The organism is Agreia sp. Leaf283 (genome assembly GCF_001422485.1).
Taxonomy (GTDB): Bacteria; Actinomycetota; Actinomycetes; order Actinomycetales; family Microbacteriaceae; genus Agreia.
Genome location: NZ_LMNF01000001.1, coordinates 221750 through 245167, shown reverse-complemented (window position 1 = coordinate 245167; position 23418 = coordinate 221750). Strand labels below are relative to the sequence as shown.

Annotated in this window: 19 protein-coding genes; 17 read left to right on the top strand and 2 right to left on the bottom strand. The window is 67.6% G+C overall.

Going from position 1 to position 23418, the window contains the following annotated elements; translation table 11 throughout:
• Positions 1–12: 12 nt before the first annotated feature.
• From ASF51_RS01125 to ASF51_RS01085, 9 genes are all read left to right on the top strand, one after another.
• The gene (locus tag ASF51_RS01125) at positions 13–669 is read left to right on the top strand and encodes a hypothetical protein (protein WP_055924029.1); all 657 of its coding nucleotides are present in this window, start codon (positions 13–15) and stop codon (positions 667–669) included.
• Entirely contained in the window at positions 666–1685 is a 1020-nt protein-coding gene (locus ASF51_RS01120) for a LacI family DNA-binding transcriptional regulator (protein WP_055924026.1), read from the top strand. Before ASF51_RS01125 ends, ASF51_RS01120 begins: the two co-directional genes overlap by 4 nt.
• A 174-nt stretch (positions 1686–1859) precedes the next feature.
• Complete coding sequence (araB, locus tag ASF51_RS01115) at positions 1860–3536, top strand: ribulokinase (protein ID WP_055924024.1); 1677 nt, start codon at positions 1860–1862, stop codon at positions 3534–3536.
• Positions 3533–4255, top strand: coding sequence for an L-ribulose-5-phosphate 4-epimerase (locus ASF51_RS01110; protein ID WP_369797271.1), 723 nt, complete (start codon positions 3533–3535; stop codon positions 4253–4255). Before araB ends, ASF51_RS01110 begins: the two co-directional genes overlap by 4 nt.
• The gene (gene araA, locus ASF51_RS01105; RefSeq protein WP_055924021.1) at positions 4252–5769 is read left to right on the top strand and encodes an L-arabinose isomerase; all 1518 of its coding nucleotides are present in this window, start codon (positions 4252–4254) and stop codon (positions 5767–5769) included. The genes ASF51_RS01110 and araA overlap by 4 nt, the downstream gene beginning before the upstream one ends.
• Before the next feature lie 163 nt (positions 5770–5932).
• Complete coding sequence (locus ASF51_RS01100) at positions 5933–7123, top strand: ROK family transcriptional regulator (protein ID WP_055924018.1); 1191 nt, start codon at positions 5933–5935, stop codon at positions 7121–7123.
• A 126-nt stretch (positions 7124–7249) separates the two neighbouring features.
• Positions 7250–8797 carry a multiple monosaccharide ABC transporter ATP-binding protein gene (gene mmsA / locus ASF51_RS01095; protein WP_055924015.1) on the top strand — a complete coding sequence of 516 codons (1548 nt, stop codon included), beginning with the start codon at positions 7250–7252 and terminating at the stop codon, positions 8795–8797.
• The gene (gene mmsB / locus ASF51_RS01090) at positions 8797–10167 is read left to right on the top strand and encodes a multiple monosaccharide ABC transporter permease (RefSeq protein ID WP_055924011.1); all 1371 of its coding nucleotides are present in this window, start codon (positions 8797–8799) and stop codon (positions 10165–10167) included. Before mmsA ends, mmsB begins: the two co-directional genes overlap by 1 nt.
• Positions 10168–10221: 54 nt before the next feature.
• The gene (locus tag ASF51_RS01085) at positions 10222–11319 is read left to right on the top strand and encodes a sugar-binding protein (RefSeq protein WP_055924008.1); all 1098 of its coding nucleotides are present in this window, start codon (positions 10222–10224) and stop codon (positions 11317–11319) included.
• 191 nt (positions 11320–11510) lie between these two features.
• On the opposite strand, the gene ASF51_RS01080 is transcribed toward ASF51_RS01085, so the two are convergent.
• Both ASF51_RS01080 and xylA read right to left on the bottom strand, forming a co-directional pair.
• Positions 11511–12914 carry a xylulokinase gene (locus ASF51_RS01080; protein ID WP_055924006.1) on the bottom strand — a complete coding sequence of 468 codons (1404 nt, stop codon included), beginning with the start codon at positions 12912–12914 and terminating at the stop codon, positions 11511–11513.
• A 122-nt stretch (positions 12915–13036) separates the two neighbouring features.
• A complete protein-coding gene (gene xylA, locus ASF51_RS01075) occupies positions 13037–14227 on the bottom strand; it encodes a xylose isomerase (protein WP_055924004.1) in 1191 nt (396 codons plus the stop codon).
• 91 nt (positions 14228–14318) lie between these two features.
• Between xylA and ASF51_RS01070 the strand changes: the two genes are divergently transcribed.
• The 8 genes from ASF51_RS01070 (at position 14319) to ASF51_RS01035 (ending at position 23377) form a co-directional block, all read left to right on the top strand.
• Positions 14319–15521 carry an ROK family protein gene (locus ASF51_RS01070; RefSeq protein ID WP_055924001.1) on the top strand — a complete coding sequence of 401 codons (1203 nt, stop codon included), beginning with the start codon at positions 14319–14321 and terminating at the stop codon, positions 15519–15521.
• Positions 15522–15532: 11 nt separating this feature from the next.
• Positions 15533–16615 (top strand): glycerate kinase, encoded by a 1083-nt coding sequence (locus tag ASF51_RS01065; RefSeq protein ID WP_200926070.1) that lies wholly within the window; start codon positions 15533–15535, stop codon positions 16613–16615.
• A 99-nt stretch (positions 16616–16714) separates the two neighbouring features.
• Positions 16715–17956, top strand: coding sequence for a multidrug effflux MFS transporter (locus ASF51_RS01060; protein WP_235497096.1), 1242 nt, complete (start codon positions 16715–16717; stop codon positions 17954–17956).
• A gap of 52 nt (positions 17957–18008) precedes the next feature.
• A complete protein-coding gene (locus ASF51_RS01055; RefSeq protein ID WP_082479440.1) occupies positions 18009–18719 on the top strand; it encodes a phosphatase PAP2 family protein in 711 nt (236 codons plus the stop codon).
• A gap of 35 nt (positions 18720–18754) precedes the next feature.
• Entirely contained in the window at positions 18755–19765 is a 1011-nt protein-coding gene (locus tag ASF51_RS01050; RefSeq protein ID WP_055923995.1) for a LacI family DNA-binding transcriptional regulator, read from the top strand.
• Positions 19766–20114: 349 nt separating this feature from the next.
• A complete protein-coding gene (locus ASF51_RS01045) occupies positions 20115–21479 on the top strand; it encodes an ABC transporter substrate-binding protein (protein ID WP_055923991.1) in 1365 nt (454 codons plus the stop codon).
• Between the two features lie 99 nt (positions 21480–21578).
• Positions 21579–22499, top strand: a complete 921-nt coding sequence (locus tag ASF51_RS01040) for a carbohydrate ABC transporter permease (RefSeq protein ID WP_055923988.1) — start codon at positions 21579–21581, stop codon at positions 22497–22499.
• Entirely contained in the window at positions 22496–23377 is an 882-nt protein-coding gene (locus ASF51_RS01035) for a carbohydrate ABC transporter permease (RefSeq protein ID WP_055923985.1), read from the top strand. The genes ASF51_RS01040 and ASF51_RS01035 overlap by 4 nt, the downstream gene beginning before the upstream one ends.
• Positions 23378–23418: the final 41 nt, after the last annotated feature.

Here is a 23418-nt window from a genome sequence, read left to right as displayed (position 1 = left end):
CAAGGAGATCGTGTGAGCCAACCGACTCAGCCGCCCGGCTTCTCGTACCCGAACCAGCGCATCGTGAGGCCACCGCTGACGCGGGCGCACCGCAACCGTGCGCTGCTGGCGGGCGCCGTGTCGAACACCGTGCTCACCGCCGGCCTGACCATCGTGACGCTGGCGGGCATCCTGTTCCTGATCGTGGTGATCATGTCGCTGGTGCAGGGCATCGTCCGGCAGTCCGACGGCTACCAGGTGAGGCCCCTCGATTCCGTCCTCGAAGCCGCGGGGCTGTCGCCTGAGCATGCCTGGGTGGCGTGGCTCGTGCTGATCGTCGCCATGCTGCTGGGTGCCGCGGTCAGCTGGGCGGGCATCTGGATCGGCAAGGCCATGATCTCTCCGGTCGGAGTCGCTCGCCCCTGGGCGGTCACCTGGAGCGCGACGGGCATTCTGGTCGGCTTCGGTCTCATCGCCTCGACCGCGATCTCGCCCCTGGTCGCGCCGCTGATCACGATCATCTTCGGCGCCGTCCTCGGCAGCGGATCCGTCTCCGGCGAGGACGCATCCGGAATCGGCCTGACCTTCGCGGTCTCCATCCTCGCCACGATCTTCTCGCTCCTCGTCTACGCGACCGCGGGCTCCCTGGTGTGGTGGTGGATGGCGCACGCCCTGCGGAGGGCGGAGTGACGCAGCCGCCGGCATCCGGTCGCGCCCCCAGCATTCGCGACGTCGCCCGCATCGCGGGGGTGTCGCACCAGACCGTGTCGCGCGTGCTCAACGCGCACCCGAGCATCCGGCCCGAGACCAGGGAGCGGGTGCTCGCCGTGATGGGCGAGCTCAACTACCGACCCAACCGGGCTGCCCGGGCCCTCGTCACCTCGCGCTCGGCGACCCTCGGCGTGCTGTCGGCGTCGAGTGCGCAGTACGGGCCGGCATCGAGCATCCGTGCCATCGAGCGCGCGGCCCGCGCCGAGGGGTACTTCGTGAACACGGTCAACGTCGACGGCAACGACGTCGACGAGATCCAGGCGGCGCTCACCCACCTGCTCGACCTCGGAATCGAGGGGCTGGTGGTGATCGCGCCGCAGGTGCGCGTGTTCGACGCGCTGGTCTCGCGCGGGCTCGAACTGCCGTTCGTCACGATGCAGTCCACCGGTCGGCGCGGTGATCACGCGCTCTCGGTCGACCAGATCACGGGGGCCAGGCGCGCCACGCGGCACCTCCTCGAGCTGGGGCACACGCGCATCCGGCACCTCGCGGGTCCGCTCGACTGGATCGAGGCGGAGGCGCGCATCGTGGGCTTCCACGCCGAGCTCGAGGCCGCCGGGCTCCCTCCCAGCGAGCCGCTCGTGGGCGACTGGACCCCCGAATCCGGCTATCTCGCGGGCCAGAGGATCGCCGCCGAGGGCGATGTCACCGCCGTGTTCTCGTCGAACGACCAGATGGCGCTGGGCCTGCTGCACGCGCTCCGCGACGCGGGGTTGGATGTTCCGGGTGACGTGAGCGTCGTCGGTTTCGACGACATTCCCGAGGCCGCCCATTTCTGGCCGCCGCTCACGACCGTGCGGCAGGACTTCGACGAGTTCGGGCGGCGCTGCATCGCGCTGCTGCTGGCGGCGATCCGCGGCACCCCGGTGGAGGAGCGCGCCCTGGTTCCCGACCTCATCGTGCGAGCGTCGACGGCTGCGCCCCGCGCGCTGTGAGTATCCGCGCCTGTTCGGCGCATTCGCTGCCGGTCGTCCGGGCGCAGATGCACCGGCCGGGCGCGGATAGTTCGCTTGACAGCGGGCGGCGGCGCTCGGGTAACATGAACACGGCAATGTGAACGGTCACATTAACTGGATCCACCGCGTGATGCGAACAAAGGAGTTCCCCCGATGAGCACTTCCGACATGAACGACGACGAGCGCTACGTCGTCGGCATCGACTACGGAACCCTCTCCGGCCGGGCCGTCGTCGTTCGCGTGAGCGACGGCGCCGAGCTCGGAAGCGGTGTTCTCGAATACCCGCACGCGGTCATGGATCGCACGCTCGCCGCATCCGGAGCCGCCCTGCCGCCCGAGTGGGCCCTGCAGGTGCCGAGCGACTACGTCGACGTGCTCAAGCACACCGTTCCCGCCGCGCTCGCCGAAGCGGGCATCGATCCGTCGAAGGTCATCGGGGTGGGCACCGACTTCACCGCCTGCACGATGGTTCCGACCCTCGCAGACGGCACCCCGCTGAACGAGCTGCCCGAGTACGCCGACCGCCCGCACGCCTACGTGAAGCTGTGGAAGCACCACGCCGCGCAGCCCCAGGCGGACCGCATCAACCGGGTCGCCGAAGAGCGCGGCGAGGCCTGGCTTCCCCGCTATGGCGGACTCATCTCGAGCGAGTGGGAGTTCGCCAAGGGCCTGCAGCTGCTCGAGGAGGACCCCGAGCTCTACAACCGCATGGACCACTGGGTCGAGGCCGCCGACTGGATCGTCTGGCAGCTCACCGGTGAATACGTGCGCAACGCCTGCACAGCCGGCTACAAGGGCATCTGGCAGGACGGCGAATACCCGAGCTCCGAGTTCCTCGGCGCGCTCAACCCCGACTTCGCCGACTTCGCCACCAGCAAGGTCGAACACCGCATCGGCCAGCTGGGGGATGCCGCGGGTCGGCTCTCCGCGGAGGCCGCGGCCTGGACCGGCCTGCCCGAAGGCATCGCCGTGGCCGTCGGCAACGTCGACGCCCACGTGACCGCCCCCGCCGCGCGCGCAGTCAAGCCCGGACAGATGGTGGCCATCATGGGCACCTCGACCTGCCACGTGATGAACTCCGACATTCTCAAGGAAGTTCCGGGCATGTGCGGCGTCGTCGACGGCGGCATCGTCTCGGGCCTCTACGGCTACGAGGCGGGACAGTCCGGCGTCGGAGACATCTTCGCCTGGTACGTCGAGAACCAGGTGCCCTCCCACTATCGCGAGGCGGCAGACGCGCGCGGCATCAGCATTCACCAGTACCTGACCGAGCTGAGCGAGCACCAGCCTGTGGGCGGGCACGGCCTGCTGGCCCTCGACTGGAACAACGGCAACCGCTCCGTGCTCGTCGACACCGAGCTGTCGGGCCTCCTCGTCGGCCAGACGCTCGCGACCCGCGCCGAGGAGATCTACCGCGCGCTGCTCGAGTCGACCGCGTTCGGAACCCGCAAGATCATCGAGACCTTCAACGCGTCGGGAGTCGAGGTGACCGAGTTCATCGTGGCCGGAGGCCTCATCAAGAACGCGTTCCTCATGCAGACCTACAGCGACATCCTGCGCCTGCCGATCTCGATCCTCGCCAGCACGCAGGGCCCCGCGCTCGGCTCCGCCATCCACGCCGCCGTCGCGGCCGGCGCCTACCCCGATGTGCTCGCCGCGAGCGACGCCATGGGCCGTCTCGACGAGGCCGTCTACGTGCCGAACAAGGCGAACGCCGATGCCTACGACGCCCTCTACGCCGACTACTCCGAGCTGCACGACTACTTCGGTCGTGGCGCCAACGACGTGATGAAGCGGCTGAAGACCGCCAGAAAGAAGGCCCTCGCGTGAGCGACACCGTGACAGACTTCACCCCCGAGATCCAGGATGCGATCGCGCGCGTTCGCGACGACGTCGCGCGGCTGCACGGCGAGCTGGTGCGCTACGGCCTCGTCATCTGGACGGGAGGCAACATCTCCGGCCGCGTTCCGGGCGCCGACCTGTTCGTGATCAAGCCGTCGGGCGTCGACTACGACGACCTGGCGCCGGAGAACATGATCCTCTGCGACCTTGACGGCGCGGTCATCCCGGGCACTCCGGGCTCCGAGCGCTCGCCCTCGAGCGACACGGCGGCACACGCCTACGTGTACCGCCACATGCCCGAGGTCGGGGGAGTGGTGCACACGCACTCCACCTACGCGGTCGCCTGGGCCGCTCGCGCCGAGCCCATTCCCTGTGTCATCACGGCCATGGCCGACGAGTTCGGCGGCGAGATCCCGGTCGGACCGTTCGCAATCATCGGCGACGACTCGATCGGTCGCGGCATCGTCGAGACCCTCAAGGGCCACCGCTCGCGCGCCGTGCTCATGAAGAGCCACGGCCCGTTCACGATCGGCAAGGACGCCCGCGACGCGGTCAAGGCCGCCGTCATGGTCGAAGACGTCGCCCGAACGGTGCACATCTCCCGCCAGCTCGGCGCCCCCGTCGAGATTCCCGAGCCCGCGATCGACTCCCTCTTCGACCGCTACCAGAACGTCTACGGACAGAACCCCGAAGGATCCCTCGCATGAGCACACTCCGCACCACCCTCGACGACTACGAGATCTGGTTCCTCACCGGCAGCCAGGGCCTCTACGGAGAGGAGACCCTCCGCCAGGTGGCCGAGCAGTCGAAGACGATCGCCGACACGCTCGAGGCGTCCACGGGCATCCCGGTTCGCATCGTGTGGAAGCCGGTGCTGACCGACTCCGACGCGATCCGCCGCATGGCCCTCGAGGTCAACGCGAACGACAAGGTCATCGGCGTCACGGCCTGGATGCACACGTTCTCGCCGGCCAAGATGTGGATCACGGGACTCGACCTGCTGCGCAAGCCGCTTCTGCACCTGCACACGCAGGCCAACGTCGAGCTGCCCTGGGGCGAGATCGACTTCGACTTCATGAACCTCAACCAGGCCGCCCACGGCGACCGCGAGTTCGGCTACATCCAGGCCCGCCTCGGCGTCGCCCGCAAGACGGTGGTCGGCCACGTCACCGACCCGAGCGTGCAGAAGCAGATCTCCGACTGGAGCCGCGCGGCCGCAGGCTGGGCCGCCACGCACGAGATGAAGCTCGCCCGTTTCGGCGACAACATGCGCTACGTGGCGGTCACCGAGGGCGACAAGACCGAGGCCGAGCTGAGGTTCGGCGTGCAGGTCAACACCTGGGGCGTGAACGAACTGGTCGAGGCCGTGGATGCGCAGAGCGACGCCGCTGTCGACGCTCTCGTGGCGGAATACATCGAGCTCTACGACGTCGTGCCCGAGCTCCTCGTCGGCGGAGAGCGCCACGAGTCGCTGCGCGACGGGGCCCGCATCGAGCTTGGACTGCGCTCCTTCCTCGAGGCCGGAGGATTCTCGGCCTTCACCACGAGCTTCGAAGACCTCGGCGGGCTGAAGCAGCTTCCGGGTCTCGCCGTTCAGCGCCTGATGGCCGAGGGCTACGGCTTCGGAGCCGAGGGCGACTGGAAGACGGCCGTGCTCGTGCGCGCCGCCAACGTGATGGGCGCGGGCCTGCCCGGAGGCGCGAGCCTCATGGAGGACTACACCTACGACATGACTCCCGGTGCGGAGCTCATCCTGGGCGCCCACATGCTCGAGGTCAGCCCGTCGCTCACGACGAAGAAGCCCACCCTCGAGATCCACGCGCTCGGCATCGGCGGAAAGGACGACCCGGTGCGCCTGGTCTTCACCGCCGACTCCGGCCCCGCCGTGGTCGTCGCCCTCTCCGACATGCGCGACCGCTTCCGCCTCGTGGCCAACGTGGTCGAGGTCGTGCAGCCCACGGCTCCGCTGCCGAAGCTGCCTGTCGGACGTGCGGTGTGGAAGCCCGAGCCGAACTTCCAAACGTCGGCCGCCGCGTGGCTCACGGCCGGTGCGGCGCACCACACGGTGATGTCCACCGCCCTCGGGTTGGAGGTCTTCCAGGACTTCGCCGAGATCGCGAAGACCGAGCTGCTGGTCATCGACGAGAACACCGAACTGCGCGAGTTCGCCAAAGAGGTGCGCTGGAACGCGGCCTACTACCGTCTGGCGCAGGCGATCTGACCCGAGTCGTCCCGTGGGCCCGGCGGGTCGCATCCATCGCGGTGCGGCTCGCCGGGCCTTTCTCGTGTCGGCGGTTGTGCACCTGACGAGTGACCGATCACATTCTCTGTCGGCTATGCGTTAACTTCTTGACTACAAGGTGAACATGATGCACCCTTCTAACATGCCTGCACGAACACGCTCAGCGAAGAGCCGTCCTCGAAACCCGGGGTCGCAGGGGGCCTTGAGGCAGCTGAACCAGCAACGCATCGTCGAGTCGCTGCTCACCGGAGGACCTTCGACCCAGGCCGAGCTCGCCCGCATCACGGGGCTGTCCACCGCCACCGTCTCCAACATCGTGAAAGAGATGGAGTCGAACGGTCTCGTCGACACCTCGCCTGTGACCAGCTCCGGCCGCCGCGCGCTCTCTGTCCGTCTGCTCGACAGCGGATCCGTCGCCGTGGGAGTCGACTTCGGACGGCGGCACGTGCGTGTCGTCATCACCAGCCTCGGCTACGAGGTGCGAGCGGAGGAGGCCCTGGCCCTGCCCCTCGGCTACGCCGCGGAAGACGGCCTCGTCGTCGGTGCCGAGCTGCTCGACCGGCTGCTCGAGGAGAACGGCATCGAGCGCCCCCAGGTGCTCGGTGTGGGCATCGGAATCCCCGGACCGATCGACCGGCGCACCAACACCGTGGTCGTCGGCGCCATCCTTCCCGAGTGGGTGGGAGTGGGCCTCACCGATCTCGAACGACACTTCGAATTCCCCCTGATCATTGACAACGACGCCAATTTCGGCGCTCTCGCCGAAGTCACCTGGGGCGAGAATCGCGGCGTCCGCAACCTCGTCTTCGTGAAGATCGGCTCGGGCATCGGCTCCGGTCTCATCCTGAACGGGGCGCCCTACGGGGGTCACCTCGGCATCACCGGCGAGATCGGGCACACCCCGGTCTCCGACCACGGTCTCGTGTGCCGCTGCGGAAACCGGGGATGCCTCGAGACCGTGGCATCCATCTCGATCATGATCGAGCTGCTCGGGCGCGGGTCGCCCGTGCCGGTGACCACGGCCGACATCGTGCGGCGCGGGCTCGCACGCGACCCCGCCACCCTGCGCGTGCTCGACGATGCCGGCACGGCCGTGGGCCGCGCCATCGCCAACATGGCCAACATGATCAACCCGGAGGTGGTGCTCATCGGAGGACCGCTCGCTGCCCTGGGCGACATCATCCTGGAGCCCGTGAAGCGGGGCCTGGTGCGCAACGCCCTGCCGATCGTGGGCGAGACCACCGCCATCCGCATGTCGTCGCTCGGCGACCGGGCCGAGGCCCTGGGCGCGGCCGCGCTCGTGCTGCAGCAGCCGGGCGTGCACCCGCACTGACCTCCCGTTATCAAGTCGTTGCGTTAACTATTTGACGACAAGGGGGTCGAGGGCGTTTACTACCTAAGCGAGAGATTTCGACAGAGTCCTCGAGTCCGACAGCGGAGTCTTTCAAGGAGCGCATGAATGTCTTCTAGTCCCACGATCCTTGAGATGCGATCCATCACCAAGGAGTTCCCCGGGGTCAAGGCCCTCTCCGACGTATCGCTGACGGTCAAGGCCGGCGAGATCCACGCGATCTGCGGCGAGAACGGTGCGGGCAAGTCCACCCTCATGAAGGTGCTCTCGGGCGTCTACCCCTTCGGCACCTACGAGGGAGACATCGTCTTCCAGGGCAACGAGGTGCGCTTCCGCGACATCCGCTCCAGCGAGCAGACCGGCATCGTCATCATTCACCAGGAGCTGGCGCTCATCCCCGAGCTCTCGATCACCGAGAACATCTTTTTGGGCAACGAGCCCGGCCGCGGCGGCGTCATCGACTGGAAGGACGCGAAGAAGCGGGCCATCGAGCTGCTCGCCCGGGTCGGACTGAAAGACGACCCCGATTCGCTCATCAAGAACATCGGCGTCGGCAAGCAGCAGCTCGTCGAGATCGCCAAGGCGCTCAACAAGAGCGTGAAGCTGCTCATCCTCGACGAGCCCACGGCGGCGCTCAACGAGAACGACTCGCAGCACCTGCTCGACCTGATCCGCGGCCTCAAGTCCAAGGGCATCGCGTCGATCATGATCTCGCACAAGCTGAACGAGATCGAGCAGGTGGCCGACTCCATCACGATCATCCGCGACGGCCGCAGCATCGAGACCCTCAACGTCAAGGAGGACGGGGTCAACGAGGACCGCATCATCCGCGGCATGGTGGGTCGCGACCTCGAGAGCCGCTTCCCCGAGCACACCCCCAAGATCGGCGAGGTCTTCTTCGAGGTGCGCAACTGGACCGTTCAGCACCCGCTCATCTCCGACCGCCTGGTCTGCAAAGACGAGAGCCTCTTCGTGCGCCGCGGCGAGATCGTCGGAATCGCCGGACTGATGGGCGCCGGGCGCACCGAGCTCGCCATGAGCATCTTCGGCCGCTCCTACGGAACCTATGTGTCGGGAACGATCATCAAGGACGGCAAGGAGATCGTGCTCAAGAACGCGGGCGACGCGATCGACCATGGTCTCGCCTACGTGAGCGAGGACCGCAAGGTCCTGGGGCTCAACCTGCTCGACGACATCAAGCGCTCCACGGTCTCGGCCAAGCTCAAGAAGATCTCGAAGCGCGACGTGGTCGACGAGGTCAAGGAGTACGAGATCTCGGATGCCTACCGCAAGAGCCTGCGCATCAAGACGCCCACGGTCAACGAGGGGGTCGGCAAGCTCTCGGGCGGCAACCAGCAGAAGGTCGTTCTGGCCAAGTGGATGTTCACCGACCCCGACCTGCTGATCCTCGACGAGCCGACCCGCGGCATCGACGTCGGTGCCAAGTTCGAGATCTACGGCATCATCCAGAAGCTCGCCGACGAGGGCAAGGGCGTGATCGTCATCTCGAGCGAGCTGCCCGAGCTCCTCGGAATCTCCGACCGCATCTACACGGTCTTCGAAGGCGCCATCACCAATGACATCCCGGCCGCAGAGGCCGATCCCGAAACGCTCATGAAGAGCATGACCTCCGCCAAGAAGAAGGTTCTTTCCTGATGACTCAAATCACCGAAGCCCCCAAGAAGTCCGGAGGCATTCGCGACCTCGGCAAGATGTTCGGCAGCGGATCGGGGGCCAAGCAGCTCGGCATCCTCGGCGCCCTGGTCGTCATCATCATCATCTTCCAGGTGTGGACGGGCGGGCTGACCCTCACCCCGGGCAACCTGATCGCCCTGGTGAGCCAGTACTCCTACATCCTCATCCTCGCCATCGGCATGGTCATGGTGATCATCGCGGGGCACATCGACCTCTCGGTCGGTTCGGTCGCGGCGTTCTCCGGCATCGTCGTCGCGAGCCTCATGCAGAACTTCAACGTGCCGTGGCCCGTGGCGATCGTGCTCGGACTGGTCGTCGGCGCCCTCATCGGAGCCTGGCAGGGCTTCTGGGTCGCCTACGTGGGAGTGCCTGCGTTCATCGTGACGCTGGCCGGCATGCTCATCTTCCGCGGTGGCAACCAGTTCATCGGAAACGCCAACTCGGTGGCCGTGCCCAAGGAGTTCCAGTTCATCGGCGCCGGCTACCTGCCCGAGATCGGCCCCGACACCGGCTACAACAACCTCACCCTGCTGCTGGGGATCGTCGTGATCGTGGCCATCGTGTGGCGCGAGTTCTCGGCCCGCCGCACGCAGGCCGAGATGGGCAGCGACATGGCTCCTCTCTGGGTCTCGCTGATCAAGATCGCCGGGCTCGTCATCGTGACGGGCTACGCCACCTACCTCTTCTCGTCGGGCCGCGTCGGCACCAGCTTCCCCATCTCGGGCATCATCCTCGGCGTGCTCGTGCTGCTCTACTCGTTCGTCACCCGCAACACGATCTTCGGCCGTCACATCTACGCGGTCGGCGGCAACTCGCACGCTGCTGAGCTCTCGGGCGTCAACTCGCGCCGTGTCAACTTCTTCGTGATGATGAACATGTCTGTGCTCGCCTCGCTGGCCGGCATGATCTTCGTGGCCCGCTCCACGGCATCCGGCCCGCAGGACGGCCTGAACTGGGAGCTCGACGCGATCGCGGCCGTGTTCATCGGTGGCGCCGCCGTCGCCGGTGGTGTCGGAACCGTGACCGGCTCGATCATCGGTGGTCTGGTCATGGCCGTGCTCAACAACGGTCTGCAGCTCGTCGGCGTTCCGTCTGACCGGGTTCAGATCATCAAGGGCCTCGTCCTCCTTGCCGCCGTTGCGATCGACGTCTGGAACAAGAGCCAGGGCCGCCCGTCGATCACCGGGTTCCTCACGCGCAAGCGCACAGGTGGCGCCGTGGCCGTCGAGACGCCCCCGGTTCCCCGGGTGCAGGACGACACGAACGCCCTCGAGCCCACAGTCGGCGCGTCGGAGACCAACCGCCCCTCGTCGGTCACTCCCAACAACTAGATCTTTCCTTCCTGCACCACTCATCCCTGCACCACACAAAAGAAAGTGATTGAAATGCGTAAAGTCGCACTAACCGCTGCAGCTGTCGCTGCGGTCGCAGCATTGGCGCTGTCGGGTTGCTCCAGCCGCGCCGGAGACACGACCTCCACCGATGGAGCGTCGGCCGGTTTCGCCGCCGATTCCGTCATCGGAGTCGCACTGCCCTCGAAGACCAGTGAGAACTGGGTTCTCGCCGGTGGACTGTTCGAAGACGGCCTCAAGGAGGCCGGCTACAAGGGTGACGTTCAGTACGCCGCCGCATCCGGCACCGTCGCCGACCAGCAGGGCCAGATCCAGTCGATGGTCACCAAGGGCGCGAAGGTCATCATCATCGGTGCCGCCGATGGTTCGCAGCTCTCGACCCAGGTCGAGGCCGCGCACGACGCCGGCGCCATCGTCATCGCGTACGACCGCCTGATCCTCAACACCGAGGCCGTCGACTACTACGTCGCCTACGACAACTTCAAGGTCGGCGAGCTCCAGGGCCAGGCCCTGCTCGACGGCATGAAGGCGAAGAAGGCCGAAGGCCCGTACAACATCGAGCTGTTCTCGGGTTCGTCGGATGACGCCAACTCGGCCGTCTTCTTCGACGGCGCGATGAGCGTTCTGCAGCCGGCCATCGACGACGGCACCGTCGTCGTGGGCTCGGGCCAGACCGACATCAAGCAGACGGCGACCGCCGGCTGGAAGGCGGAGAACGCCCAGAGCCGCATGGACTCGCTGATCACCAGCACGTACAGCACCACGTCGCTCGACGGAGTCCTCTCCCCGAACGACACGCTGGCTCGCGCGATCATCACCTCGGTGAAGGCCGCCGGAAAGCCGATCCCGGTCGTCACCGGTCAGGACTCCGAGGTCGAGTCCGTGAAGTCCATCATGGCGGGCGAGCAGTACTCGACCATCAACAAGGACACCCGCGCGCTGGTCAAGCAGGCCATCGACATGGTCGGCGAACTGCAGAAGGGTGGCAAGGCCACGACGAACGACGACAAGTCGTACGACAACGGCGTGAAGGTCGTTCCGGCCTTCCTGCTCGACCCGGTCATCGTGACCAAGGACAACGCGGCCGAGGCGTACGCCAACGACCCGACCCTCGAGCCGCTCACCAAGTAGCACGCTCAGCAGCACCAAGGCTCAGGCCGATCCGAGAGACTTCTCGGGTCGGCCTGAGCTGTTTCTGCGGCCGGCCGCCGAGCGGATGTTGCCGGGCGCGACGGATGTTGCCGGTCGCCGGGCAACATCGGTCGCCCTGGGCAACAGGCGCGAGGGCGGGTGGGCCTGGAGAGTGGGCCTGGAGAAGGGCGTCAGACCGCGTGAGCTGCGTACTGGGCTCGGATTTCCGGGCGGTAGTCGGGGGCGGGAGTGGCGACTGTCGAGACCGTCCAGTTCGGGCGCGTGCCCGTGAGAACCCAGGCGGCCTGTGCCGCGGCGCCGTCGGCCACGTATTCGCCGGGCGTCGGGATGCTCACGGGCAGCTCGAACACCTGGGCGGCGATCGCCTGCACGGCCGGGTTCAAGGCGGCTCCGCCGATGATGAGCAGTCGCTCGGCCTGTACGCCCAGCGCGGTCACGGCGGCGACGCCGTCTGCCAGGCCGCAGAGCAGTCCCTCGATGGCGGCGCGGGCGAGGCCTTCGCGGGTGGTCGAGGCGAGGGTCATGCCGAAGAGGGTGGCCGTGGCATCCGGCAGATTCGGTGTGCGCTCGCCCTCGAAGTACGGCTGCAGAACGAGACCGTTCGATCCCGGGGCCGCGGCCAGGGCCAGCGAGCCGAGCTCGTCGTGGGTGACCCCGAGCAGCCGGGCCGTCGCATCCAGGATGCGCGCGGCGTTGAGGGTGGCGACCAACGGCAGCGACAGCCCACTCGCGTCGGCGAAGCCGGCGACGGTGCCCGACGGGTCATTGATGGGGGCCTCGGTCACGGCGAAGACCGTGCCGCTCGTGCCGATCGAGACGACGACGTCTCCGGCCCGGGCTCCGAGGCCGAGGGCCGCGCCCGCGTTGTCGCCCGCGCCGGCGCCGAGGACGACGCCCGAGGGGGTCGTTCCGGCGGACTCGGCCGGGCCGAGCACGCGCGGAAGAATGCAGTCGTGACCGAGCGCGGCGACGAGGAGTTCGCGGTCGTACTCTCCGGAGACGGAGTCGAAGTAGCCGGTGCCGCTCGCGTCGGAGCGGTCGGTGGTGAGCTCGGAGAGGACCGGTCCCAGCGGGCTGGTCTCGTCGCCGGCGGGGCCGTAGCCGCGCAGGCGCCAGGTGAGCCAGTCGTGGGGCAGGGCGACGGCGGCGACGCGCTCGGCGTTGGCCGGTTCGGCATCGCGCAGCCAGCGCAGTTTCGTGATGGTGAAGGATGCGACGGGCACGGTTCCCGTGCGTCGCGCCAGCTCCTCGGCGCCGAATTCCGCGATCAGCTCCGAGGCCGCGGGGGCCGAGCGGGTGTCGTTCCAGAGCAGGGCGTCGCGGATCACCCGGCCGTCGGCATCCAGAGCGACCATGCCGTGCTGCTGGCCTGCCACGGCCAGCGCGTCGACGTCGTCGAGCCCGCCCGAGGCGGTGAGCGCCTGGCGCAGGGCCTGCCACCAGGCGGCGGGGTCGACCTCGGTGCCCTCCGGATGCGGCGCGCGGCCCATGCGCACGAGCGCGCCGGTCTCGGCGTCGAGGATGACGACCTTGCAGCTCTGGGTGGACGAGTCGACTCCGGCGACGAGGGGCATGGGGGAATCCTTAAGCGAGGTGAATGAGATGGCCGGCCGCGGGGCTCACGTTGATGAGCCTGCCGCGGCCGGGGGCTGCCGCCTTTCGCGCGCTAACGCGGCGACGCACCAGCGTCGCCGCGTTAGCGCGCGCCCAGCAGGTGCTCGAGGGCCAGCTGCTGCAGGCGCACGAAGCCGAAGCCCTTGCCGTTGAAGTAGGCGTCGGCGTCGAACTCCTCGTAGGCGCTGCGGTCGGCGAGCAGGTCGTCGTAGCTCTCGCCCTCGCCCAGCGTGTTCTGCGACAGCTCGAGAACGCGCGACGCGGCGAGCTGCTCCTGCACCTCGGGGTCGGCGCGGAACGCGGCGGCGCGCTCCTTGAGCAGCAGGTAGGTGCGCATATTCGCGGCAGCCGAATCCCAGACGCCCGTGATGTCCTCCGTGCGCGAGGGCTTGTAGTCGAAGTGGCGGGGGCCGTCGTAGGCCGGTCCGCCGTTCGGGCCACCGTTCTCGAGCAGGTCGACGAGGGCGAAGGCGTTCTGCAGGTCGCCGTGGCCGAAGACCAGGTCCTGGTCGTACTTGATGCCCCGCTGGCCATTGAGGTCGATGTGGTAGAGCTTGCCCTGGTAGAGCGCCTGCGCGATTCCGGCGGCGAAGTTCAGCCCGGCCATCTGCTCGTGGCCGACCTCGGGGTTCACGCCGACGAGTTCGGGGCGCTCGAGGGTGTTGATGAAGGCGAGCGCGTGGCCCAGGGTCGGCAGCAGGATGTCGCCGCGCGGTTCGTTGGGCTTGGGCTCGATCGCGAAACGGATGTCGTAGCCCTTGTCGGTGACGTAGTCGCCGAGCATGTTGACGGCCTCGCGGTAGCGCTCGAGGGCCTGGCGGATGTCCTTGGCCGAGTCGTACTCGGCGCCCTCGCGGCCACCCCACATGACGAAGGTCTTGGCGCCCAGCTCGGCGGCCAGGTCGATGTTGCGCAGAACCTTGCGCAGCGCGAAGCGGCGAACGCCGCGGTCGTTCGAGGTGAAGCCGCCGTCTTTGAAGACGGGAGCAGAGAAGAGGTTGGTGGTGACCATCGGCACGATCACGCCGGTGTCGGCGAGTGCCTGCTTGAGGCGGTCGATCTGCGTCTGGCGCTCGGCGTCGGTGGAGCCGAAGGCGAAGAGGTCGTCGTCGTGGAAGGTGAGTCCGTAGGCACCGAGCTCGTTGAGCTTGTGCACCGCTTCGACGACGTCGAGGGGGGCTCGGGTGGGGCCGCCGAACGGGTCGGCTCCGTTGTAGCCGATGGTCCAGAGGCCAAAGGAGAATTTATCGTCGCGCGTGGGCTCGAGGGCCATGGTGATTCCCGTCTCTCAACGTCATTGGTGAATTGTTGCTGTCGAAAACATATCAGCTTTCGACGACGATCGGGAGACTAGTATTCGGATCATGAGTGTCGAGTCTGTGCCCGCCCCGCTGAGTCGCGTGGGCAACAGCAACGACCAGGCCAGGCGGCACAACCTCTCCACGATCCTGACGCTGCTGCACCACGGCGGGTCGCAGACGCGGGCCGGTCTCACCCGCGCGACGGGCCTGAACCGCTCGACCATCGCGGCACTCGTCGCCGAGCTGGCGGAGCTCGGGCTCGTGTACGAGACCCAGCAGACAGACCCCGGAACGGTGGGGCGCCCCAGCCCGTTCGTGCACCTGACCGACCGCATGCTCGCGGTGGCGGTGAACCCCGACCTCGACGCCGTGACCATCGGCCTGGTGGGCCTCGGCGGCCGTGTGCACTCGCGCGTGCGGCACGAGACCCCCGCAGCGCCCGGCGTCTCCGAGACGATCGACATCGTGAGACGAGAGGTGGATGCTCTGCGCGCCGGCCTCGACGACGACCAGCGCATCGTGGGTGTCGGCCTGGCCGTGCCCGGGCTCGTGCGCACGTCGGACGGTGTCGTCACCCTCGCCCCGCACCTTCTCTGGAACGACGAGCCGCTCGCCGAGCCGGTCGCCGCCCAGGTCGGCATCCCGGCCCTCGCCGCGAACGACGCGCAGCTCGGCCTGCTCGCGGAGAGCCTCTTCGGCGCCGGACGCGGCGTCGACGACATCGTCTACCTCAATGGATCGACCTCGGGCATCGGCGGCAGCGTGCTCGTCGCCGGCCGTACCCTGCAGGGCGCGCGCGGCTACGCCGGCGAGCTCGGCCACACGCTGGTGAACAGCAACGGCGTCACCTGCTTCTGCGGCAAGACCGGATGCCTCGAGACCGAGGTCAGCGTCGGTCGCCTGCTCGACGTGCTCGGTGCGGACCCCGTCGACGGCGACGAGTTCGACCGGATGCTCGGAGAGACGGTCGACGACGCGGTGCGAGCCGAGATCGACAGGCAGCTCGACGTTCTGGGCACAGCGCTCGGCAACTTCGTGGCCATCTTCAACCCGTCGTCGATCATCCTCGGCGGATTCCTCGGATCGCTCTTCGCCGCGAATCCCACCCGGCTGCAGGACGGCATCCGACGCGCGTCGTTCGGCACCCTCGGCGAGCAGGTCACGGTGGAGCGAGCCCAGCTGCGCACGCGCCTGCTGATGGTGGGCGCCGCCGAGCTGGCCTTCGGGCCGATGCTGGCCGACCCCGCGGGAGTGCTCGGGCCGTGAGCCGGGTGGTGATGGCCCCCGATTCCTTCAAGGGCAGCTCGTCGGCCGATGCCGTGGCCCGGGCGATCGCCGGCGGCTGGGCCCGCGCGCGCCCCGACGACGACCTCGTGCTGCTGCCCCTGGCCGACGGGGGAGAGGGCACGATCGATGCCGTCGCGGCCGCGGTGCCTGGCTCGCAGCGCATGCCCGTTCGCGTCACCGGCCCGGACGACGCGGTGGTCGACGCCGAGTGGCTTCTCCTGCCCGACGGCACGGGCGTGGTCGAGCTGGCGAACACCAGCGGCCTCCCGCTGCTCGCCGGCCTCAGGCCCCTGGATGCGCACACGCGCGGATTCGGCCAGGCCGTGCGGGCGGCCCTCGACCACGGGGTGGGCCGTCTCGTCCTGGCCATCGGCGGCAGCTCGTCGACAGACGGGGGAGCGGGCGTGCTCAGCGAGCTCGGCGCGCGGTTTCTGGATGCCGAGGGCTCGCCGATCGCCGACGGCAACCGGGGCCTGCACGACCTCGTCGAAGCCGAGCTCAGCGGTCTGCGGCCGCTGCCGCCGGGCGGGGTCACGGTTCTCTGCGATGTGACGAACCCCCTGCTGGGCGAACGCGGATCGGCCCGGGTCTTCGGGCCGCAGAAGGGTGCGTCCCCGGACCTCGTCGATGAGCTCGAGCGCGGTCTCGCCGCCCTCGCCTCGGCCCTGCCGGCGGTGCCCGCCGATCTTCCCGGCGTCGGCGCGGCCGGGGGAGTGGGCTTCGGCCTCGTGGCCTGGGGCGCGGTGCTCGTCTCGGGATCGGACGAGATCGCGCTCCTCTCCGGCCTCGACGCGGCGATCTCCGCAGCAGACGTCGTGGTCACGGGCGAGGGCAGCTTCGACGAGCAGTCGGCCGACGGCAAGGTGGCGTCGCGCGTGCTCTCGGCCGCTCGCGCCGCATCCACCGTGCCGATGCTGGTGGCCGGGCGCATCGCCGCGCCGAGCGACGACTTCGCCGCGGTCGTGTCGCTGACCGACCTTGCCGGGTCCCGGGAGCGCTCGCTCGCGCATCCGCTCGTCTATGCGGAGCAGGCCGGAGCCGTTCTCGCCGTCGATTTCTCGCGCCGCGGCTGAAAGCGGATCGAACCGATTCGAGCGCACGGGATCAGAAGTCGAATCGATTCGGTAGTGTGGATTCCATTCGTCTATCGCCGCGACCGCGCAAGGAATCCCGTGACAACTGACTCCATCACCGTCGTTCACCCGGGCGACTCTCTCTCGCGGCGCCAACGCCTCGTCTACGTGCTTCTGCTCGGCGGACTCACCGCGCTCGGGCCGCTCACGATCGACCTCTACCTGCCCGCGTTCCCGATCCTCGAAGAAGACCTGGGGGTGTCGGCCGGAGCGATCCAGCTCACCCTCACCGGCACCACGATCGGATTCGCGCTGGGTCAGCTCGTGGTCGGCCCGTGGAGCGACAAGGTCGGTCGACGGCTGCCGCTCATCGTCGCGACCCTGCTGCACATCGCGGCCTGCATCGGAGCCGCGGTCGCTCCGGAGATCGTGTCGCTCGGCATCTTCCGGGTGCTCCAGGGCGCCGGCGCCGCCGCGGGCGGAGTGGTCGCGATGGCCATGGTGCGCGACCTGTTCGGCGGTCGTCCGCTGGTGCGCATGCTCTCGCGCCTCGCCCTCGTCACCACGCTCGCACCCCTGCTCGCGCCGCTCATCGGCTCGCAGATGCTGCGCTTCACCGACTGGCGTGGAATCTTCTGGGCGCTCGCGATCTACGGCATCCTCGTCGTGGTGGCCGTCTGGCTCTGGATCGTCGAGACCCTGCCCAAGGATCGCCCGCGAGACGACGGGCACTCGACCCTGGGGCAGCGCTACAAGTCCGTGCTCAGCGATCGCATCTTCGTGGGCGTGGCCCTCATCGGCGGCATGACGTTCGCCGGGCTCTTCACCTACCTGTCGGCGTCGTCGTTCCTGTTCCAGCTCGTCTACGAGCTCGACCCGCAGCAGTACGGGCTGCTCTTCGCCGTCAACTCGATCGGTATCGCCGTCGGCACGCAGGCATCGGCCAGGCTCACGAAATACGTGCCCCCGCAGTGGATCCTGGCGGGAACGACGATGGTCATGCTCGTCTGCGCCATCGCGATCGTCGTGCTCGACTCCGCCGGGGCCGGGCTGGTGGGCATCCTCGTTCCGCTCTGGTTCTTCATCGCCTCCTGCGGCTTCGGGTTCCCGTGCGTGCAGGTGCTCGCCCTCGACCGGCACGGCAAGGAGGCCGGCACGGCCGCGTCTCTTCTGGGCGCGGTCAACTTCGGCCTCGCCGGCCTCATCTCCCCGGTCGTCGGGTTCCTCGGCATCACCAGCGCGGTGCCCATGGGAGCGGTCATGGCCGTGACAGCGGCCGTCGCCGTGCTCTCCCTGTGGCTCATCGTGCGGCCGTCGACGGTGCCGGCGCTGGGTCACTGACGCCGATAGCAAGCCCTGCGCGGGGATTCGACCGAGCCGGTACGGTCGGTGGATGACGACGCGCAACCCCGAGAATATCGAGCCGGGCACGGAGCCCAGCACCGACCAGAAGACCCGCAGAGTGCAGCGGTTCTGGCCCCTGGTCAGCGCGTTCGCGGTGCTGGTGGTCGCCGTGCTGATCGGCGCGCTCGTCATGCTGCGCGGGGCCGGCAACCCGCTCGGCTTCGACACCGAGTGGATGGACGAGATCGTCGAGCACCGCTCGCCCGTGTGGGAGATCCCGTCGCTCGCGATGAACTACCTCGGGGGCGGGGTGATCGGGGTGTTCATCGTTCCGATCGCCATCATCGTGGGGCTCTGCCTGTTCCGCAGGTTCTGGGCCGCGCTGTACTTCGCGGTCGCCACGATCCTGTCGGCCGGCCTGGTGCAGCTGCTCAAGGGCATCTTCGGCAGGGCGAGGCCGGAGGAGATCCTGGTGCACGCCGACTTCGGGTCCTTCCCGTCGGGCCATGTCGCGAACGCGACGACCATGGCCGTCGTGCTCGCGATCATCCTGCGCCGCGGCTGGGTCTGGATCGCGGGGGTCGTGTACGTCGTGCTCATGCTGCTGAGCCGCACCTATCTCGGAGCGCACTGGCTGAGCGACACGTTCGGCGGACTGCTGCTGGGTGCCGGAGTCGCGGTGATCGTCTGGGCTCCGATCGCGAACAGGCTGTTTCGGGAGAACGAGCGCAGGCATCGCTTCGTTCTGTCGCGAGGGTGATGGCCGCCGTTTCTGCAACGTTGTAGTCTCAAGCCGTGGCCATTACCCTGCACGATGTCGCCCGGCTGGCCGGCGTGTCGATCAAGACCGTCTCGAACGTCATCAACGACTATCCGCACATCAGGCCGGCCACCCGCACCAAGGTCGAGTCCGCCATCTCCGAGTTGGGCTACCAGCCCAATCTCTCCGCCCGCAGCCTGCGTTCCGGGCGCTCCGGTGTGATCAGCCTGCTCATCCCCGACCTGCGCAACGCCTACTTCGCCGAACTCGCCGACGCGGTCATGCGCGCGGCCCAGGCGAAGGGGCTCTCGGTGATCATCGAGCAGATGCCCGGGGGCAAGAAGGAGGAGCTCGAGATCCTGCGCGGGCCCCGCATGCAGCTCGTCGACGGCATCCTCTACAGCGTTCTCGCCCTCGGCGAGGAGGACGCGCACGAGCTCGACAGCCGGATGCCGATGGTGCTGCTCGGCGACCGCATCTTCCACGGGCCGAAGGATCACGTGACGATGCAGAATACGGCGGGCGCGAAGGCCGCCACCGAGCACCTGCTCTCGCTCGGCAGGCGGCGGATCGCCGCCCTCGGCTCGCATCCCGGCGAGGTGGTCGGATCTGCGGGGCTCAGGCTCGAGGGGTACCGACAGGCCCTCGACGAGGCCGGGGTCGCCTACGACCCGTCGCTCGTCATCCCCGCTATCAACTGGCACCGCAAGGACGGCGCTGCGGCGATGCGGCGCTTCCTCGAACAGGGCGTGCCGTTCGACGGGCTCGTCGCATTCAACGACTCCATGGCCCTCGGTGCCATGCGCGTGATGCAGGAGGCGGGACTCCGCATTCCCGACGACGTCTCGGTCATCGGGTTCGACGACATCGACGAGACGCGGTATTCGATCCCCTCGCTGTCGACGATCGATCCGTCGAAGGATGAGATCGCCGAGACCGCCGTCGACCTGCTCCTCGAACGCATTGACAATCCCGAATCCGATGCTCCGGCGCGGGATCTCGCGACCGAATTCCGTGTGGTGCAACGGGAGTCGAGCGCGCGCTGAGTGCCGCCTGAGCGCCGCGTGGACGGCGTTCATATCGATTGCGCACTCGTCGCGATCTTCGTCTTGACAGGGGTGGCGAGGCAGTGCAGAATCGCTTTTACAACGTTTACTTTACAACGTTGTAAATGACAAGAATTCGATTTCACGCCTCATGGGCGAAGTCGATTGCCCGAATCAAGGAGGATTCGCTGATGGTCATATGCCGCTACCCGCAGGCAGGCGTCATCGCCGAATTCTTCCACTCCTCTCCCGCCTCGGCGCACGCACCGCTGCGCTAGGGAGACGACGCACCCCCACCCGAACTCGCGACAGCATCGTCGCGGTTCTTTCCTCGAAGGGAACCATCACAGTGAAGACCAAATCACTTCTGGCCGTGGTGAGCGCTGGCGCTCTCCTGGTCACTCTCGCCGGCTGCTCGCCCGATGTCAGCGCAGGAGGCAGCACCGACTCCGCAGGCGGTGACGCAGGCTCGTGCAGCAACACCATCGTCAACAAAGACGCCCCCCAGGTGTCGGTCTGGGCGTGGTACCCGAACATCAACACGGTCGTGGACATGTTCAACAAATCGCACGACGACGTGCAGGTCTGCTGGTCGAACGCCGGTCAGGGCGCAGACGAATACGCCAAGTTCTCCACCGCGATCGCGGCCGGAACGGGTGCCCCCGACGTGGTCATGCTCGAGGCCGAGGTCGTTCCCGGGTTCATCCTGCAGGACGCTCTCGTCGACCTGAGCGAGCACGGCGCCGACGACGTGAAGGCCAACTTCAGCGCCGGTGCGTGGAAAGACGTCTCCAGCGGCGACTCCGTCTACGCCATCCCGGTCGACGGCGGCCCGATGGCCATGATCTACCGCGCCGACATCTTCGCGAAGTACGGCATCGCCGTGCCGACGACGTGGGACGAATACGCCGCTGCGGGGCAGCAGCTCAAAGACGCGGGCGGCCCGTTCATGGGCGACTTCGGCAGCAACGTACCCGCATGGTTCACGGCTCTGATGACGCAGAACGGCCAGAAGGCCTGGGACTACGAGTCGGCCGACCCGCAGAACATCGGCGTCGAACTGAACGACAGTGGCTCGAAGAAAGTCGCCGACTACTGGGCAGACCTGGTCAAGAAGGGCATCGTCGACACGCAGGACCAGTTCAACACCGACTACATCGGCGGCCTGGCCAACGGCTCCTACGCCACCTACGTCTCCGCGGCGTGGGCTCCCGGATACCTGACCGGAGCCGGAGCCTCGACCGAGGGAGACGGCGCAGACTGGAAGGCGGCCCCGCTTCCCCAGTGGGATCCCGCCAACCCCGTCTCCGTGAACTGGGGCGGATCCACGTTCGCCGTCACCACGCAGGCCAAGGACAAGGATCTGGCGGCGACCGTCGCCAAGGAGCTGTACGCATCCGATGAAGAGCTGCAGGACGGCGTCGACACCCAGACGATCTTCCCGCTCAACCAGAAGATTTTGGCCTCTGACGCGTTCGCCGACACGCCCGTCAAGTTCTTCGGCGGCCAGACAGCCAACAAAGAGGTCTACATCCCCGCCGAGAACGCGTACGAGGGCTACACCTACAGCCCGTTCACCACGTACTACTACTCGGAGCTCACAAAGGCGATGGTCTCGATCATCGACGGGTCGAAGTCGGGTTCCGATGCTCTCGACGACCTGCAGGGCACGATGACCGACTACGCCAAGGCGCAGGGCTTCACGGTCAAGTAGAACGTCTTTCCCCTTCGACAGGCTCAGGGAGCGACACCGTTCCCTGAGCCCGTCGATGGGCCCCCCCACTCTTTCCTCACAGTCGATCGAAGGACTGACATGACACACCCCGCCGCCGTGCTGAGAGCACCCTCCCGGCGCCGCAACCTGCGTCGCCCCTGGATAGGCTGGCTCTTCATCGCTCCGTTCGGAGCGATCTTCCTCGTCTTCCTCGTGGCGCCCCTGGCCTACGCGTTCTATCTCAGCCTCTTCTCCAAAGGCCTCGCCACCGGCACGATCTTCGCCGGCGCCGGCAACTACATCAAGGCGTTCACCGACCCGGAGTTCCTCTCGGGCATCTGGTTCGTCATCCGCTTCGCGGTCATCCTCATCCCCATCCAGATGGCGGTATCGCTCGCGGCGGCGCTCGTGCTCGACGCGCTCACCACGAGGCTGTCGCGCTTCGCCCGGCTGGCCATCTTCGTGCCCTACGCCATCCCGGCCGTCGTCGGCACGCTCATGTGGGGCTTCCTCTACAGCCCGACCTTCGGTCCGCTCACCGACCTCTTCAAGGTGGTCAATCAGAGCGCACCCGAGATCCTGAGTTCGGGAAACATCTTCGGCGGGCTGCTCAACATCGTCGTCTGGCAGTGGGCCGGCTACTACATGATCATCATCTACGCGGCGCTCCGGGGCATCGACCCCTCGATCTACGAGGCCGCGCGCATCGACGGCGCGACGCCGAGACAGATCGCGCTGCGCATCAAGGTGCCGATGATCTCGAGCGCGATGGCCCTGATCCTCGTCTTCGCTCTCATCGGCACGCTGCAGTTCTTCACGGAGCCGCAGGTGCTGAGGCCGATCTCGAACGGCTCGATCACCTCGAGCTTCACGCCCAACATCTACGCGTTCGATCTCGCCTTCCGGTTCTCGCAGTTCAACTACGCGTCGACCATCTCGTTCTCGCTCGGCATCGTGGTCTTCATCGCGGTGTACATCTTCTTATTCGCCAGCCGCAAGCGCCGGGGAGGCCTCTCATGACGACGATCACGAGCCCGATCAAGGTCAGGAAGAAGCCGAACGTCGCGGCGCACGTCTTCCTCGTCATCCTCATCGTGTACTTCCTGCTGCCCCTGTGGTGGCTGTTCGTCGCCAGCACGAAAGACCCGCAGGGCCTGTTCACGGGCACGGGAGGTGCGCTCTGGTTCGACAAGAACTTCAATCTGCTGGCGAACATCCAGGAGCTCGTCACCTACAAGGGCGGCCTCTACTTCCGCTGGCTCGGCAACTCCGCGCTGTACTCCCTGCTCGGCGGCGTCGGCGCCACCGTGCTCGCGGTGCTCGCGGGCTACGGCTTCGCCAAGTTCGCCTTCAAGGGTCGCGACTTCTCGTTCGCGATCCTGCTCGGCTCGGTCATGGTGCCGCTCACCGCGCTCGTCATTCCGACGTTCATGCTCATGTCGCAGCTGCACCTCACGAACACGATCTGGGCGGTCATCCTCCCGTCGCTGCTCAGCCCGTTCGGCGTCTACCTCATGCGGGTCTACGCGGCCGACGCCGTTCCCGACGAACTGCTCGACGCCGCCCGCGTCGACGGTTCGGGCGAGCTGCGCACGTTCTTCACCGTCGCGCTGCCGCTCATGCGGCCCGCCGTCGTCACGGTGCTGCTGCTCTCCGTGGTCGGAACGTGGAACAACTACTTCCTGCCGCTCGCCGTGCTCAGCGACCAGAACCTCTATCCCGTGACCGTCGGTCTGGGCGGCTGGCAGGCGCTCGCGGCCTCGAACAACGGCGGCGGAACCTCGCTCTACACGCTCATCGTCGTCGGGTCGCTCATCTCGATCATCCCGCTCGTCATCGCATTCCTCTCGCTGCAGAAGTACTGGCAGGGCGGCCTCTCGCTCGGCGCCCTCAAGTAGTCCCGCTCGCGAAGCACCACTCACCTCACTCACCCCCTGAA